Origin of the sequence: Rhodomicrobium sp., assembly GCF_047605405.1 — a bacterium.
GTDB classification, from domain to species: domain Bacteria; phylum Pseudomonadota; class Alphaproteobacteria; order Rhizobiales; family Rhodomicrobiaceae; genus Rhodomicrobium; species Rhodomicrobium lacus.
The window spans coordinates 80,755-95,668 of sequence record NZ_JASGFR010000010.1 but is presented as its reverse complement, the minus strand read 5'-3'; the positions used below and the strand labels follow the sequence as shown (position 1 = coordinate 95,668).

11 protein-coding genes and 1 tRNA gene are annotated in these 14,914 nt (G+C 61.4%); 6 read left to right on the top strand and 6 right to left on the bottom strand.

All coding sequences use genetic code 11. From position 1 onward, the window contains the following. Nucleotides 1-1,179: tRNA 2-thiouridine(34) synthase MnmA (mnmA, locus tag QM659_RS06185; RefSeq protein ID WP_415187757.1), on the bottom strand; the 1,179-nt coding region annotated here is incomplete at its 3' end. Nucleotides 1,180-1,470: 291 nt separating this feature from the next. Here mnmA and QM659_RS06180 point away from each other — a divergent pair. Further along, the gene (locus QM659_RS06180; RefSeq protein WP_415187756.1) at nt 1,471-4,977 is read left to right on the top strand and encodes a NahK/ErcS family hybrid sensor histidine kinase/response regulator; all 3,507 of its coding nucleotides are present in this window, start codon (nt 1,471-1,473) and stop codon (nt 4,975-4,977) included. 42 nt (nt 4,978-5,019) lie between these two features. On the opposite strand, the gene QM659_RS06175 is transcribed toward QM659_RS06180, so the two are convergent. After that, nucleotides 5,020-6,228 (bottom strand): glycosyltransferase, encoded by a 1,209-nt coding sequence (locus QM659_RS06175; protein WP_415187755.1) that lies wholly within the window; start codon nt 6,226-6,228, stop codon nt 5,020-5,022. A gap of 681 nt (nt 6,229-6,909) precedes the next feature. Here QM659_RS06175 and QM659_RS06170 point away from each other — a divergent pair. Beyond that, nucleotides 6,910-7,839, top strand: coding sequence for a quinoprotein relay system zinc metallohydrolase 2 (locus tag QM659_RS06170; protein WP_415187754.1), 930 nt, complete (start codon nt 6,910-6,912; stop codon nt 7,837-7,839). Further along, nucleotides 7,836-8,660 (top strand): quinoprotein dehydrogenase-associated SoxYZ-like carrier, encoded by an 825-nt coding sequence (locus QM659_RS06165; protein WP_415187753.1) that lies wholly within the window; start codon nt 7,836-7,838, stop codon nt 8,658-8,660. The genes QM659_RS06170 and QM659_RS06165 overlap by 4 nt, the downstream gene beginning before the upstream one ends. Nucleotides 8,661-8,737: 77 nt before the next feature. On the opposite strand, the gene QM659_RS06160 is transcribed toward QM659_RS06165, so the two are convergent. Together QM659_RS06160 and queF are read right to left on the bottom strand one after the other, a co-directional pair. After that, complete coding sequence (locus tag QM659_RS06160; protein ID WP_415187752.1) at nt 8,738-9,727, bottom strand: DUF1835 domain-containing protein; 990 nt, start codon at nt 9,725-9,727, stop codon at nt 8,738-8,740. Nucleotides 9,728-9,736: 9 nt separating this feature from the next. Then, a complete protein-coding gene (queF, locus tag QM659_RS06155) occupies nt 9,737-10,198 on the bottom strand; it encodes a preQ(1) synthase (protein ID WP_415187751.1) in 462 nt (153 codons plus the stop codon). Nucleotides 10,199-10,491: 293 nt separating this feature from the next. On the opposite strand from queF, the gene QM659_RS06150 reads away from it, so the two are divergent. Then, nucleotides 10,492-11,559: a hypothetical protein gene (locus QM659_RS06150; RefSeq protein ID WP_415187750.1), complete on the top strand. Its 1,068-nt coding sequence runs from the start codon at nt 10,492-10,494 to the stop codon at nt 11,557-11,559. A gap of 657 nt (nt 11,560-12,216) precedes the next feature. Here QM659_RS06150 and QM659_RS06145 read toward each other — a convergent pair. Then, a tRNA-Lys gene (locus QM659_RS06145) sits at nt 12,217-12,292 on the bottom strand. Between the two features lie 78 nt (nt 12,293-12,370). Then, complete coding sequence (locus tag QM659_RS06140; RefSeq protein WP_415187749.1) at nt 12,371-13,165, bottom strand: DUF502 domain-containing protein; 795 nt, start codon at nt 13,163-13,165, stop codon at nt 12,371-12,373. A 401-nt stretch (nt 13,166-13,566) separates the two neighbouring features. On the opposite strand from QM659_RS06140, the gene QM659_RS06135 reads away from it, so the two are divergent. Together QM659_RS06135 and QM659_RS06130 are read left to right on the top strand one after the other, a co-directional pair. Continuing rightward, nucleotides 13,567-14,433, top strand: a complete 867-nt coding sequence (locus QM659_RS06135) for a ParA family protein (protein ID WP_415187748.1) — start codon at nt 13,567-13,569, stop codon at nt 14,431-14,433. Beyond that, a complete protein-coding gene (locus QM659_RS06130; protein ID WP_415187747.1) occupies nt 14,430-14,900 on the top strand; it encodes a hypothetical protein in 471 nt (156 codons plus the stop codon). Before QM659_RS06135 ends, QM659_RS06130 begins: the two co-directional genes overlap by 4 nt. Nucleotides 14,901-14,914: the final 14 nt, after the last annotated feature.

Genomic DNA, 14,914 nt, shown 5'->3' with positions numbered 1-14,914 from the left:
AACCCTTTCGATAAATCCGCCGCCCAGCACGCGGGCCGCGCCGCCCGCGCGGTCATAAAAGACACAAGCCTGACCGGCCGCGACGCCAAATTCGCCGCCCGGCAGCTCCACCCAAACGTCGCCACTCTCCGCGAAAAGGCGGGCCTCGCGCGGCGGCTGCGTAGAGCGAACCTTCACGAACAGCGAGCGCCCGCCGGCCACGGCTTCATCGAACGAGCCGCCCCCGATCCAGTTTGCGTCGCGCAAGGAAAGACGCGCGGTCCGCAGCATCTCGCGCGGCCCCACGATCACACGTCTTGCCGATGGCTCAATCCGAATCACGAACAGCGGTTCTCCCGTTGCGATGCCGAGGCCCTTGCGTTGGCCCACAGTGAAATTGATGATGCCAGGGTGCTGGCCCAGCACACGTCCGTCCGCATGGACGATGTCGCCCGGCTCGCCGCTTTCCGGCCTGAGCTTCCGAATGATCGACGCGTAGTCGCCGGAGGGCACGAAGCAGATATCCTGACTATCGGGCTTCGATGCAACAGGCAAATGAAGGGCTGCGGCCATCTCTCGCGTCTCGGTCTTTGTCATGCCACCGAGCGGGAATCGAAGGAAGTCGAGCTGCGCCTGCGTTGTCGCGAAGAGAAAGTAGCTCTGGTCGCGGTCCGGGTCCACCGCCTGATGCATCTCGATGCCGCACGCTCCGGGGACGCTCCGCACATAATGTCCGGTGACGAGCGCCGAGGCGCCAAGCTCGCGCGCCGTCGCCAGAAGATCGCGAAACTTGACCGTCTGGTTGCAGCGCACGCACGGAACGGGGGTTTCTCCCGCCAGATAACTGTCGGCGAACTCGTCGATCACGGACTGGCGGAAACGGTCCTCGTAGTCGAGCACGTAATGGGGTATGCCGAGCCGGTCCGCCACGCCTCGCGCGTCCATGATATCCTGGCCCGCGCAACACGCGCCCTTCCGCGCTGTCGCCTCGCCGTGGTCGTAAAGCTGCAGCGTCACGCCGACCGTATCGTAGCCCGCGCGCTTGACGAGCGCGGCCGTCAGGGACGAGTCGACGCCGCCCGACATGGCCACGACAACGCGATGGCTCGACGGTGATCCCGTGAACCCGAGCGCGGCGGGAGAAAGGTCCGGTCCGCGTCCCGCGAGCGGTGCGGGAGCGTCGGCGATGGATGTCGGCATGTCGGAGGCTTTTCGGTTTCGTTACATCGAGACATATAAGGTAGAGGTGAGGCACAGCCAAATGCCGCGACAGAGACACGTCGCGAGAGATTGGCGCGACATTTTGGCGGGCATTGCCGGAATGCGCATGCGGAAGCGCTGCCTTCGGGGGCGTTGGCGCAATATATGCTCATCGGAAGCCGGGCGAGACGCAGCGCTGTTGCTTAACGTCGGTGCGGGTTCTACATTGACATTCCAGGTCCGCATGGCTGACCCGCGTCAGCTTTCATCCAGCTTGAACATGAGAGAACAATGATCGACGGCTGGGTCATTATCGGGTGTTCCTTCTTTTATATCGGAGCGCTTTTCGCCATTGCCTGGTACGGCGACCGCGCCGGCAAGAAGAACCGCACCCTGTTCGGGCGTCCTTACGTTTACGCGCTGGCACTGGCCGTCTACTGCACGTCGTGGACGTTCTTCGGCAGCATCGGCTCCGCCGCCGAGAAGGGGTTCGACTTCATCGCGGTCTATCTCGGGCCGATCATCGCCTTCACGGCGGCCATGCCGCTGCTGCGCAGGCTCATCGTTCTTTCGAAATCGCAGAACATAACCTCGATCGCCGATTTCATCGCCGCGCGATACGGCAAAAATCCGGCTGTGGCCGCTGTCGTCACCATTGTCGCGGTGGTGGGAATGCTTCCCTACATCGCGCTGCAACTGAAGGCGATCTCGCAAGCCATCGCGGTGCTTCTCGCGAACTCTTCGACGACAGCGGCCGGACTGCCATCCGCCCCCTCGCCCAATACGGATTTCGTGATCGCGCTCGTACTCGCCGCTTTCACGATCCTGTTCGGCGCACGAGACAGCGACGCAACCGAACATCAGCGCGGCCTGATGCTGGCCGTGGCGGTGGAGTCGGTCGTCAAGCTTGCGGCATTCCTCGCCGTCGGCCTGTTCATCGTCTACGGCATGTTTGGCGGTTTCGGTCCGCTCATCACCAGAGCGATGGACGATCCCCATATCGCGCAGATCTTCAGCACGGGCCTTCACGGCGGAACGCTGCTCACCGTGACATGGCTCAGCTTCGTCTGCATCTTCCTCCTGCCGCGCCAATTTCATGTGACGGTGGTGGAGAATGTCTCCGAGGAGGAGTTGAAGCGCGCGTCCTGGCTGTTCCCTCTCTATCTCGTGGCGATCAACCTGTTTGTCGTGCCGGTGGCGATGGCGGGTACGCTCATCTTTCAGGGACAGAACGTTCCGCACGACATGTACCTGCTTGCGTTGCCCCTGAACGCCGGCAGCGAGTTCTTCACGTTCATCGCCTTTCTCGGCGGGCTGTCGGCGGCAACGGCCATGGTCGTGGTCGAGACTGTGGCGCTGTCGGTGATGGTCTGCAACGACCTCCTGATGCCGCTGATCCTCAAGCGGCGCGCGAACGTCGTGCAGAACCGCCGCGACATGAGCGGCGTGCTGCTCGACATCCGGCGTGTGGCGATGCTGGCGGTGATCCTGCTCGCCTATCTCCTCTACGATCACATCGGCAATGCGTCGCTCGCGGAAATCGGGCTGTTGTCCTTCTCCGCGATCGCGCAATTCGCGCCCGCGTTCTTTCTCGGCATGGTATGGCGCAGGGCGACGGCGCGCGGCGCGGTCGCGGGCATTCTCGCGGGCTTTGCCGTGTGGGCCTACACGCTGCTTCTGCCCAAATTGATCCTCTCGTCGCCAGAAGGCGCGGCCTTCCTCAAGGACGGCCCTTTCGGCATCGCGTTCCTGCGCCCCGAAATGCTGTTCTACATGAACTTCGACCAGTTGACGCATGGCGTCGTCTGGAGCCTCGCCGTAAACGTCTTCGCCTTTGTTTCCGTATCGCTGCTGCGCCCGCTCGAACCCATCGAGCGCCTACAGACGAACGTCTTCATCGAAGACCCGAACCCGCAACCGGCCAATGGCCCAGCCTTCAAGCCATGGCGCACGACGGTTTCGTTCGATGAACTCATCGGAACGGTTTCGCGTTATCTCGGCGAGGAGCGCACGCAACGCGCCTTTACCGACTACATGGAGAGCCGGGGCATCGCCAGGACGGGCCATCCCCAGGGCGACGTTCACGCGCTGCGTTTCACCGAAAACCTGCTTGCAAGCGCCATCGGCGCGCCGTCCTCGCGGCTTGTGATGTCCCTGATGCTGAGGCGTCTCAATGTCGGCCGCGAATCGGCGCTCCGCCTCCTCGACGAAGCGTCCGAGGCGGTCCAGTACAACCGCGACCTGCTGCAATTGGCGCTCGACCATGTGCGTCAGGGCATCGCCGTGTTCGACAAGAACATGCATCTCATCTGCTGGAACAGGCAATTTCGCGAGATCCTGCAATTGCCGCAGCAATTCGGCCGCGTCGGCGCGCCGCTCGACGAAATTCTGCGCTACATGGCCCAGCGCGTGCATCAAAACCCCACGGCGGCCGAAGAACTCGTTACCGATCGCATCGCGAAATATCAGCTCACCATGGAGAGCTTCCACGAGCGCTCCATCGAAGGGCGCGTGCTTCAGGTGCGAACCAATGCCATGCCGCAGGGCGGCATCGTGATCACCTATACCGACATCACCGAGCGCGAGGCGGCCGCCGAGGCGCTGGCGCGGGCGAACGAGACCCTCGAAAGGCGGGTGGAGGCGCGTACGCAGGAACTTGCCATTGCCAAGGCCAAGGCGGACGAAGCGAACCTCTCGAAGACGCGCTTCCTCGCGGCGGCGAGCCATGACGTTCTCCAACCGTTGAACGCCGCGCGGCTCTACGCCGCGAGCCTGATCGAGCGGTCGCCGCCCGCCGAACTCGGTCGTCTCGCGCGAAACATCGACGCGTCGCTCGACGGCGTGGAAGAAATCCTGAACGCGCTTCTCGACATCTCGCGGCTCGACTCGGGGGCGATGAAGCCCGACTTCACCGTTTTCCCGATCAAGGACCTGCTCGAACAGATCCGCATAGACTTCGAGCCCATCGCCAAGGCGCGCGGCATCTCGTTCAAGATCCTCGATTCCGGCGCGCTCATCCGTTCGGATCGAAAGCTCTTGCGCCGCATCCTGCAAAACCTGATCTCGAACGCGCTGAAATATAACCGCGAAAAAGGCCGTGCCGTGCTCGGCTGCCGCCGGCATGGCCGCAACCTCGTCATCGAGGTTCATGACAGCGGCCCCGGCATACCAGAGCATCAGCAGGACCTCATCTTCAAGGAATTCCAGCGGCTCGATCACCACATCCACGCGCCGGGCCTCGGCCTCGGACTTTCCATCGTGGAACGCATGTGCCGCGTGCTTGGTCACGAACTCGCCCTGCGCTCCAAGCTCGAACATGGCTCGACTTTCACCGTGAACGTGCCGCTCGCACGCTGGATCGAGATGGAGCAGCCACGCCCGTTCCCCGCGCGACCGGCCCCCTATGGCGATCTGCGCGGCACGATCGTGCTTTGCATCGACAACGAACGCAGCATCATCGATGGCATGAGCACCCTGCTCTCGGGCTGGCAATGTCAGGTCATGACAGCAGTCGACGCGGAGGACGCCATCAGCCAGTTGCAGAAGGCGATGATCGTGCCGCATATCATCGTGTCGGACTACCATCTCGACCACACCGATGGCTGCACAGCGATCAAGACCGTCTCTGCCGCCTGCGAAACGGAGTTGCCCGGCATCATCGTCACGGCGGACGGTTCCTATGAAGTGCGCCGCCTCGTGAACGACGCGGGCTACGCCTTCCTGCAGAAGCCCGTCAAACCGGCGGCGTTGCGCGCGCTGCTGACGTCGATGGTGATGCAGCGCCACGCCGCGGAGTAGGCGGGTGCGACCGGCTCCAGGAGGCCTGCCCGTGCATCGTCTCTAAAGGCTCAGCGTCTCCAGAACGAGCGCGTTGACGGCGTTCATGTCGTAGAACCGCAGGGCGAGGCGGCGCGATTCTTCGCTCATCAGCGGCATGAGATCCGGCCGCTGCAAGATCTGGCTCATCGCGCGAACGAGCGCATCGGGGTCGCGCACGGGCACCTTGTAGCCGTTCAGCCCCTGCTGCACGAAGTCGCGGCAGCTTCGCGTGTCGGTGGTGATGACCGGTCGACCGAGTGCCAGCGCCTGAAACAGCGGACGCGGAGCGCCGTTGCCCCACGACGGTGCGACCACCACATGGCACTTTGAAATGAGCGAACCCGCATCGTCGACCGGGCCGATATACTGCACGAACTCGCGATACTGCTTCAGGATCGCGGTGTCGACCGGCGCAATGGCCTCACCCGGCGTCGACGCGAGAAAAAATCGCGCGCGGCGCGCCTTGAGCCGCATGGTTTTCGCCGCTTCGCAATAATCGAGAATGCCCTGAAGCTGGTCGAGCGGCGCGGCCATGAGGAACAGCGCGCCCCGATCGAGAGGCGGCAACGCGCGAAGCACATGGCGGTGCAGATCCTCTCCCCACCCGCCGACCGCGACCGCCGGTTTCGATGGAGGCAGAAGCTTCGTGTCGTCCGCGAATTTCATGTCATGCGCGCTGTGGAACACCACCGCGTCGCTCCACGAGAAGACGGTGCGGAAGACGGTCTTCATTGCCTGCCGGTGGCTCCACGCGGACGCGCCCGCCGCGCCTTCCATGAAGGCGGGGCCGAAACTTGGCACCACCGTCACGACATGCGGGATCTTCGCGATCTTCGCCGCCGCGACACTCACCATGCCGTTGCGGGCGGATTCAACGAGAAGCACGTCCGGCGCGACGTCGCCGAACAGGTTCGAGAGTTCGCGCATGCGCCGGTACTTGTCCCAGAGCGCGAGCTGTGGCGGCAGGGAGTAAGCCTCCGCGCCGAGATGCGAGAGGATGCGCAGATCGCTGTTCGACAATTCGGGCGCAAACGCGAAGACGCGGTGCCCGCGATTGACCATGTCGAGGATCAGGCCATGGCAGAAATTGATGAGCGCGCCGGCCGAGGACGCCGTCACCGCCACGCGCTTTCGATGCGAGGGCAGCGGCAGGTAGGGCTGCGAAGGATAATGCGCGTGTTCGATGGCGGTGAATTCGGTCGGAGGGATGTTTTTTGAAGCGAAACGCATCACGAGCAATGCACCGGGTCAAAAAGCCTGTGCCGCCCACCATGCGGCTGAAGCGTTGAATTTTAGTATGATTGCGCCGTTGCGTCAAAGTCTCCGAAGGTTGAGCGGCATGGCGGCGGAACAGACAGCCGCATGGTCGCCACTTGCGCGCCATGCAACGGGATCGGACGGCGGACGCGGATCGAGGGAGAGTCGGTCACCTGGTGGAGCGAATTTGACATTTGAGTCCCAGTTGCTGCGAGCTCTCGCTCAAATGTCGAATTCAAAAGCTCCACTAGAATCATGATGTTGCTAGTGGTCCGATCCCGACATTTGCTCGCAAGCGTGCTGCAAACGGATGCAAATGTCGGAATCGGACCACCTAGACCAATGCCGGAGGCGTCTGCCCCGCGATCATGGGCTGACTTGGCTGTTCTGGTAAGGTAGATTTTGAAGTCTGAGGCAGCCGGACTGTCTGCCTCCAATCAGCACAAAAAACGGCAGCAAAAGGCCGGACCATCGAGGAAACAGCCGCGCATCGCGGCCTTAAGGAAGGAAACCGCGCTCATGTTAAGCTCGAATGGCGAAACTGCGGCTGCGCTTCTTGTTGCGCCGCTCGCGGCAGCCGTGCCTGAGACGGGAAGCCATCGCGCAGGTTCTGCACCCCATAAGGCGACTGTCGCTCACGGCGGTTTGTAGAAGGTGCGTCGCTTTTGCTTAAGCTTCGCGCTGCTTATCGTGACGCTCGCGCGCACCTTTGCCGAAGCCGGAGAGCCGCCACCTCTGCCCATGGAGGAAATCGCGCCCGGTGTCCATGTCTTCATCGGTGCAGTCTCGCTCATGACGGCGGAGAACCGGGGGGCGATCGCCAATGTCGGTTTCATCGTCGGTGACGATGCCGTCGCGGTGATCGATACGGGCGGGAGCATGCGCGAAGGCCGCAGTCTCCTTGCCGCCATCCGGTCGGTTACGTCGAAGCCTGTTCGTTATGTCGTTTCGACCCACATGCATCCGGACCACATCTTCGGGAACGCCGCTTTTTCAAAGGGAGACGCGACCTTCGTGGGTCATCGGAAACTGTCTGCAGCACTTGCCGCGCGCGGCCCCTTCTATCTGCAGAAGTTCACCGAGCTTCTTGGGTCTGAAATCATGGAAGGTGTCGCCATCGTACCGCCGACGCTTGTCGTGTCCAACGAGACGACGCTCGATCTCGGCAACCGCGTCATCACGCTGAAGGCCTGGCCGACGGCTCATACCGATAACGACCTGACCGTTTTCGACCAGTCGAGCGGAACCTTGTTTTCCGGCGATCTCGTGATGGCGGAGCACTTGCCCGTGCTCGATGGTCATCTTCGAGGCTGGCTCGGCGCGCTCGACGACCTTGAAAAGATGAAAGCACGAAAGGTCGTGCCGGGGCACGGTCCGGTCCTGCAGAACTGGCCCGCTGGCCTCGGCGATCAGCGCCGCTATCTGGAACGGCTGGCCGCCGACGTGCGCGGTCTGATCCGCAAGGGCGCGCCGATCTCCGAAGCTCCGACCGCCGCACGCTCGGAGCAGGATCGCTGGAGTCTCTTCGGCGAATTCAACGCCCGCAATGCAACTGCGGCTTATGCAGAAATGGAGTGGGAATGAGGAGCGCTTTCCTTCGTCACGTCGTTGCCGTCTTCGCGGCCGTCTTTTTTGCCGCCCTGTCTCCGCTGCCAGGTCGCGCCGACGAGGCCCCGGAACCCGAGATGTCCGAAGAGGCATGGGACGCTGTCAGATACAACCTGTTCGGCGAGAGGCCCCTTGAGGACGGGGCAGGGCTTCTGGCGCTGGAGATGCCGGCCCGCGCCGATGACGCCGCCATCGTTCCAGTCACGCTCAAGACGACGCTTCCGGTCGGCGATGCACGGTCCGTCCGGAAATTCTGGCTGGTCATCGACGAGAACCCTGCGCCACTCGCCGGGGCCTTCGCGTTCGGCCCTTCCTCTGGCGTCGACGCTCTTTCGACCCGTGTGCGCATCAATGCCTATACCTACATTCACGGCGTCGCCGAACTGTCGGACGGCAAGGTGTATGTCGTGAAAAAGTTCATCCGGGCTTCGGGCGGCTGCGGCGCGCCGGCCCCCAAAGACAGCGTGCGGACGGACACAGGCGCGATGAAATTGAAGCGCTTTGGCGAGAAGACATCTCGTGAAATGCAAATCATGATCCGCCATCCAAATAACTCAGGCTTTGAGATGGACCCGATCACCCGCTCTTACGTCCCGGCGAACTACATCGAGGAACTCAAGATCTGGCAGGGGGAGAATCTGCTGATGTCGATGTCTGGAGCGATCTCGATTTCCCAAGACCCGAACGTCCGCTTTACCTATCGCCCGAACGGGGCGATGAGCATACGAGCGGAGGCGCGGGATACGAATGGAGCGTCATTCAAGGGCGAATGGGCTGTGGAAGGGAACGGCTTTTAGTCCAGCCGCCTGCGCTCAACGGATTTGGGGGACCGGACACGCTCAGGTTAGGCGCCGAGACCTGCGTGAGCGTGTGGTCAGACTTTTCGCTCGGGCGGCACGAGACACCGGGCGTCCCCGTCCCATCGCCACGGCGCGAGCGACGTGATGTGAACGCCGCCGATGGCGCGGTCAATGCGTCGATGCTGCAAGGCGTCCGCTTGGCCGGAAAGCACCGAAACACCCAGATGCGTGAGCGAAAGCCGCGAGGAAAAATAGGCGTCGCGTGCGTCTTCCGGCAGACCCGGCGAGAAGGCGCGGCCGTTAAACCCGGCGATGAAGGGCGCGGCGGTATCGCCCAGCGCATCCAGCAGGCAATAAAAGCTCCAGTCGCCCATGAACAGCGCCACCTCGCTTTCGCGATAGGCCTCGTAGATATCGGACGGATGCCGGACGCCGTCGTGGATCAGCGAGAGGATGGTCGCTTCCGTGCGTGAGAGACCGGTGCGACGATCGGGCATTTCTTCGAGGAGTCGCAAGATCGCGAGGCGCAGGAACGGCAGAACGTGCGTGCTGAGACGCAGCAGGTTCGCCCAGGCCTCCGGCGATTGGGAGCGGAACGCACTCCATGCGAGCCGCGCGAGCGCGAAATGCGCGTCCGTAGCCGGTTCCTTGAGGTGGAGGTGCTGCTTCAGGCCACGCTGCGTCTCGGTGCCGATATAGCGCCCGGACTGTATGAGCGACACGCCCTCGCGCCGGCCTTCGCCCGCGAGAAAATCGAGCACCTGAACGAGTTGCAGCTGGTCGTAGAGATCGTGCTCGAACCAGAGCACGATTTCCCCAAACTCGGCATGCCTGCGCAAGACGTCGTCGCGAGCGCGGAACGCCGCGCGAAGCTCCTCTTCCGAGGTCCAGCCGCGCTCTGCCAGGAAGCGCGCGCGAACGTCGGAAAGCTCGGCAAGCGGCAGCGCGGGGACCGGCCCTTCATACAGAATATCGCGCCACGGCAGAATCTCCCCCTCGATGCGGGCTTCTCGCATTCGCGCCACCGCCTCGTCGCCATTGGTGATGATCAGCCGATCCCTCATAAGGAATTTTTAGCCGCGCCCACGATAGGGCGCAACGCCCTGATCTGGCACCCAGAGCCCGTGCGGAAGGTCGCCAACAGCAAAAAACACGTCGATGGGGATGCCGCCTCTGGGATACCAGTAACCGCCGATCCGCAGCCAATGCGGGTTCAGCGCTGCGTCGAGCCGCTTGGCGATGGCGACGGTGCAATCTTCGTGGAACGCGCCGTGATTGCGGAACGAACCGAGATAAAGCTTCAGCGACTTCGACTCCACAAGCAGGTCGCGGGGAACATAGTCGATCACGAGATGCGCGAAATCCGGCTGGCCCGTGACGGGGCAAAGCGACGTGAATTCCGGCGCGGTGAAGCGCACGACATAGAGCGAACCGAGATGAGGGTTTGGCACGGTTTCAAGCGCCGCCTCGTCCGGCGACGCGGGCAGGTTGGCGCGCTGTCCGAGTTGTGTCAGGCGAACCGTGGGATCGTTCATGCGATTGTCTCCGTATATGATCGGGCTGTCCGGGCGCCTCGTAACCCGCGCGATTGGTCTCAACTCGTGCCATATCCTCTTCCAGCGCGCAAACGGCGCCTCGGCAATGCAACCGTGAGTTTTCGGCACCTTCCGGAAAGCCCGATTCCGCAAGTCCCCTCTCGGTCATGAGGAAGCTTGTGATCGTCCCGCCACAGTCGCTTCATAAAATGGCCATCCCGACGCGTTTCAGTCTGCGCCCATCGAACGCCGGGACCGCTTGGCGGTCGCGTTCGTCCCTGAGTACAGAGTTCATGCGCCGCTTTCTCGTTCCGTTCCTTATCGTTGCGCTTCTCCTTCCGGCGCATGCCGCTCCGCCGCCCGCGAACGGAAACTGGCCCGAGGCCGGTCAACGCTGGATCAAAAAATACCGCGCCAAGCCCGAGCCGTTGGCGGTCCCCGCCGTTATCCAGATGCTGAGCCGTTCCGGCGCGCTGAAGGAGCCGGATTCCTCCGGGCTCTATGTCGGCTTTCTGGCAGGCGTGCTCAACGCGAACCCGAGCAAGGCGCAGGCCATCATCGAGAAGACGCTGCCTCTGCCCTTCGAGGATCAATGGCTCGTGATCCGGGCCGTCGCCTATTCGCAGATCCCCGACTGGCGCAACCACATGAGCGTGCTCGCCGCTCGCCTGCCCGATCGGCGCGTGATGGCCGAGCGCTATCTTTCGGGGGAATTGCCGACATTGAACCAGATCGCCCTCGAACCCTACAAGCCGGGTACGGTGGAGAAGGTTCAGAGCTTCTTCAACGGCGACATGTTCTTCAAGGACAAGGAAAAGGAAAAAGAAGACAGGAAGCGGCAGATCACCTTCGCCTCCAACGCCGAGTTGATCGATACGCTGTGGGGCATCTACTTCGCCACGGGCCGCGAGGGCCCGATCGCGCAGATCGTGACGCTGCTGCCATGGTCGAAGGAGCGCGACAGCGTCGACAAGCTCACCATCGGCAGCATGGCGCGCTTCACGCTGGCCTCGAACGCGGCGCGCGACGCGGACCTTCTGCGCGTGCTGAAGACCCTGCAGGAGCGGCAGCCGAAAAAGGTGAAACCCATCCTCGCCGAAGTGATCGAGGCGGCGGAACTCGCTGACACGGCGCGGCTCGGCAAGGACGCGCTTGCGGCGCTGGACGAATTGAAGCGCAAGGGGCCCGGCTCGACGCGCGATCTCCTCACATGGGGTTCCGTCGGTCAGGCGGCGATGTCGGCGGGGTGTCTCGGCCTTGCGGTGGCGAGCGTCGGAACGGCGGGCATTCCCTGCGTCGTCGGCGGCGCGCTTTCAACCGGCGCGCTGCGCTACATCGGCAGCTCAGGCGGCGCAGAATAGTGGCTTCGCAGAGGCGGGCCCCGTGGCTGAAGCCTATCAGGAAAACCGCTTCTCACTGTTTTGCGCGTTTCGCAGCTGTCGCGTCTTTCACCTGGAGATCGCAGGCATCAGCGAAGACGCTTGCACGCCGAAGACCGGAAGCGCCGCGACACAGACGCTTCGCCGCCACCATCCGAACCCCAGCGGCTCAAGAAGCTTCTCGACGGGGTGACGAGATGATCGGGAGTGCCCTTGCGCGCTCGAAAAGCGGCCGAAAGTAGCGCGGTGAGTTGCGAATTCTGCGGCGTGAAGGTAATGCCGCCGGGTCGTGGCCGGAAGCCGCGCTTCTGCTCGACATCTCATCGCCAGCGCGCCCTATGAAGAGCGAAAGCTGAAACTCGCCAAAGCAATTCGCTCGCTTCTCGCTGCTTTGAAGAACGATGCAAGTGCCCAGCGCGCATCACGACGAAGCTTGCTGGAGATTTACGCTCGCCCGTTTCGGCGAGCGTAAGCGCGACACGCTGAAGGCGCGGGGGCGCAACCGCTTTGATGAGCCCGCCGATTAATCTGCGCGCAACGCATCATGCGCTTGCCGTGGATTTCCTTCACCGTGACGACACAGTGACGATTTTTTGGGAGGAAGACTACGCGGTTTGTCGCCTAAGCCCTTGATCGCGTTGGTGGGCGCACAAGGATTCGAACCTTGGACCCGCTGATTAAGAGTCAGCTGCTCTACCAACTGAGCTATGCGCCCGCTCCGTCGCGGTTCGTGTTCTATAATGCGTCGGAAGCCGGATGTCTACGCCTGCTTTGCGTCAATTTCGCATTTCCTTCACACGTGCTCCGGCTTCGTGATGGGCGCCTGCGGCGGTGTGCGCGGGCCCGGCAACGCCGTGATGGCGCGACGCGGATCGGAGCCCTGCGGAATGACTTCGGGCGCAAGCGCGCCGAGCGATACGTAAATCTTCAGAAGGTCGTCCACCTTCATGTCGTGCACGGGTGTGATGGCGCTGTCGGACACAAAAACGAGGCCGCCCGACATTGGGATTGGCGCAGCCGGCAAGTAGACAAGCCTGCGGCGCTCCCCGGCGATGGTGAAAAGCTGCTGGCTTGCAAGCAGGGCGAGGATGTCGACGCCCTGTGCGCCTTCCCCGAAAAAGCGGCACGAAACCACGCTCATGCTCGACAGGTCGCCCGGTGCGCCGGACCTGTCCGTTGCGAGGCGAACCACGCGCGAGACCGGGCTGTAAATCGAGCGTATGAGCGGCACCCGAGAGAACAAGCTGTCCAGATAGTTCTGGATGATGCTTTTGGCGCGCGTTTTCACGATCAGGCCGAGAAGCCAGATGCCGATGAGCGCGATGCCGATGCCGAGCCAGAACGCGAGTGTGTCCTGGCTGCCGCCGATCAGATAATTGCCCCCGCGCGTGAAAAGATCGCCGAGCACCGTGCCGGGGCCGATGGCGCCGCGCACGAAATTGATGATCCACGCAACGATGAAGACTGTGAGGACGATCGGGAGAAGAAACAGCAGGCCCGCCAGAAACGAACCGATCACGCTGGTCCTCCACACACGGGAGATCCAGTTCAGCATGCGCGTCACTCCTTCGTCCAACGGGCTGTTCATGCGGCTTCATCGGTTTCGGTGCAGCCTAGTATACCGCGAACACATAACCCATGCGTACCGTTTGTTGGTGGCAAAAATAGAGGGACGCTGCAACGCGGAAGGCGCGAGATCAGCGCACGCGCCGGAAAAACCGAAACTGGAGGCACAAGGGTCCCGCCGCGCCCTCGCCTTTGCGCCGTCGAAAATGCGCGCGGCGTTCCGTTGCCCAGCCCCCCCCCGTGCTGCCTCTCTCATATCACGGCAAGCATCAGGCGAAGGCTGTGTTGCGAAGGTTGCCGATGCTGCGTATAAGCTAAGGTTGCGGTTTGCGTCGCGCGGGATTTTTGACGCAAGGCCGCACGAGAGAGTGATTTTTTTGAGCAATAGCAGAGTGTTGCTGTCTTCTTAATTGGAGATTGAATTTGGCTGGCAAGGTTTTGAGTGTTGTAAACATGAAGGGCGGCGTCGGAAAAACATCGACGGTGATAGCTTTGGCCGAAACTCTTGCGACCGATCCTGCCTGTTCCGTGCTCGTGATCGACGTCGATACTCAAGCCAACGCATCACACTGTATCGCTGGAAACGACAAGCTCACTGAAATCATTCAAGCCGACAAGACTATCGACGACTTTTTCTATTGGAGATTGGTTGAAAATGATCGTCGCTCAATGGATTCTTATATAAATAGGAATATTAGCCTCGTTACTCATCTGAACCAACCGCTCAAAATTTCGCTTCTGGCTTCCTCTCCATACCTGAGAATTACCGAGCGGGAAATTATTTACAAGCTTACCAAAAGAAATCTTAGTATGGAGGCAATAGAGGGGCAAACAATCCATCTCCTTGCGCCTATAGTGGAACAGTTACGTCAGCATTATGATTACATAATATTCGATTGCGCTCCGGGCATATCGGCATTCACGACCGCCGCGATGATGATATCCGATCACATCATCGTACCCACCATTCCCGATTTTCTCTCCACACTCGGCGTGGCGGCTTTCACCGCTAGCATTTTGAGAGAGATCAGACAACAAAGACCGAATTTGTCTGCAAACGTTCTGATCGCAAGAAAAAACAACACAAGGCATCATGCCGAGCACCACAAAATTATCATCGACAAGGCGAAAGCGTCCTCCGGCACATTCGGCGTGTTCGATACCGTGATACCGGAATCTACCGCGATGGCGCAGGCTATGAATTTTATGGACGGCACCTACACGCAAAAATATTCGAAACTTTCTGACGTGTTATCGAATCTCGCCACAGAAATCCGGGGCTTGAAATGACGAGCAAAATCGACGGAGTGCAGTTGTTCAAAGACATCGCCCGACACGCTGAGCTTTTCAAACCGATTGAAAAGGACATCGCCAACTCGGCTTCGGCGTTGCTTGGGAAATTTCTGAAACAAAAGAATATCGACGTCGAGACGCTACGTTCATTGAACGCGGCAATAACGAGCAAGGCTTTGCTGTTAACGATAGACGGCTTAAATGAAAAAGATATCAAGGCGCTAACAAAGAAAATAGATAAACACTACCCTGGCTTGACCGAAGCCAGCGCTTCGACGCTGCGCGCCCACCTTTCCGATCTCGCCTCATCTGCCAAGGATATTCACGCGAAGTCGGAAAAGGCGACAAGCTCCAAGAAGCCGACAAACGCCGGAAAAGGCAAAACCGCCAAAAAGCCGAAGGACGATGTCACCGCTTCGTGGCCGACCGCAATGGAAGCGTTGCCCAGTCGCCGAAGAAAATAGCTATCGCAGCTTCG

What these genes read in the sequence shown, in the direction of transcription:
- QM659_RS06180 (WP_415187756.1), top strand. Translation starts at nt 1,471, where the DNA reads ATGATCGACGGCTGGGTCATTATCGGGTGTTCCTTCTTTTATATCGGA.
- QM659_RS06175 (WP_415187755.1), bottom strand. Translation starts at nt 6,228, where the DNA reads ATGCGTTTCGCTTCAAAAAACATCCCTCCGACCGAATTCACCGCCATC.
- QM659_RS06165 (WP_415187753.1), top strand. Translation starts at nt 7,836, where the DNA reads ATGAGGAGCGCTTTCCTTCGTCACGTCGTTGCCGTCTTCGCGGCCGTC.
- QM659_RS06160 (WP_415187752.1), bottom strand. Translation starts at nt 9,727, where the DNA reads ATGAGGGATCGGCTGATCATCACCAATGGCGACGAGGCGGTGGCGCGA.
- queF (WP_415187751.1), bottom strand. Translation starts at nt 10,198, where the DNA reads ATGAACGATCCCACGGTTCGCCTGACACAACTCGGACAGCGCGCCAAC.
- QM659_RS06150 (WP_415187750.1), top strand. Translation starts at nt 10,492, where the DNA reads ATGCGCCGCTTTCTCGTTCCGTTCCTTATCGTTGCGCTTCTCCTTCCG.
- QM659_RS06140 (WP_415187749.1), bottom strand. Translation starts at nt 13,165, where the DNA reads ATGAACAGCCCGTTGGACGAAGGAGTGACGCGCATGCTGAACTGGATC.
- QM659_RS06130 (WP_415187747.1), top strand. Translation starts at nt 14,430, where the DNA reads ATGACGAGCAAAATCGACGGAGTGCAGTTGTTCAAAGACATCGCCCGA.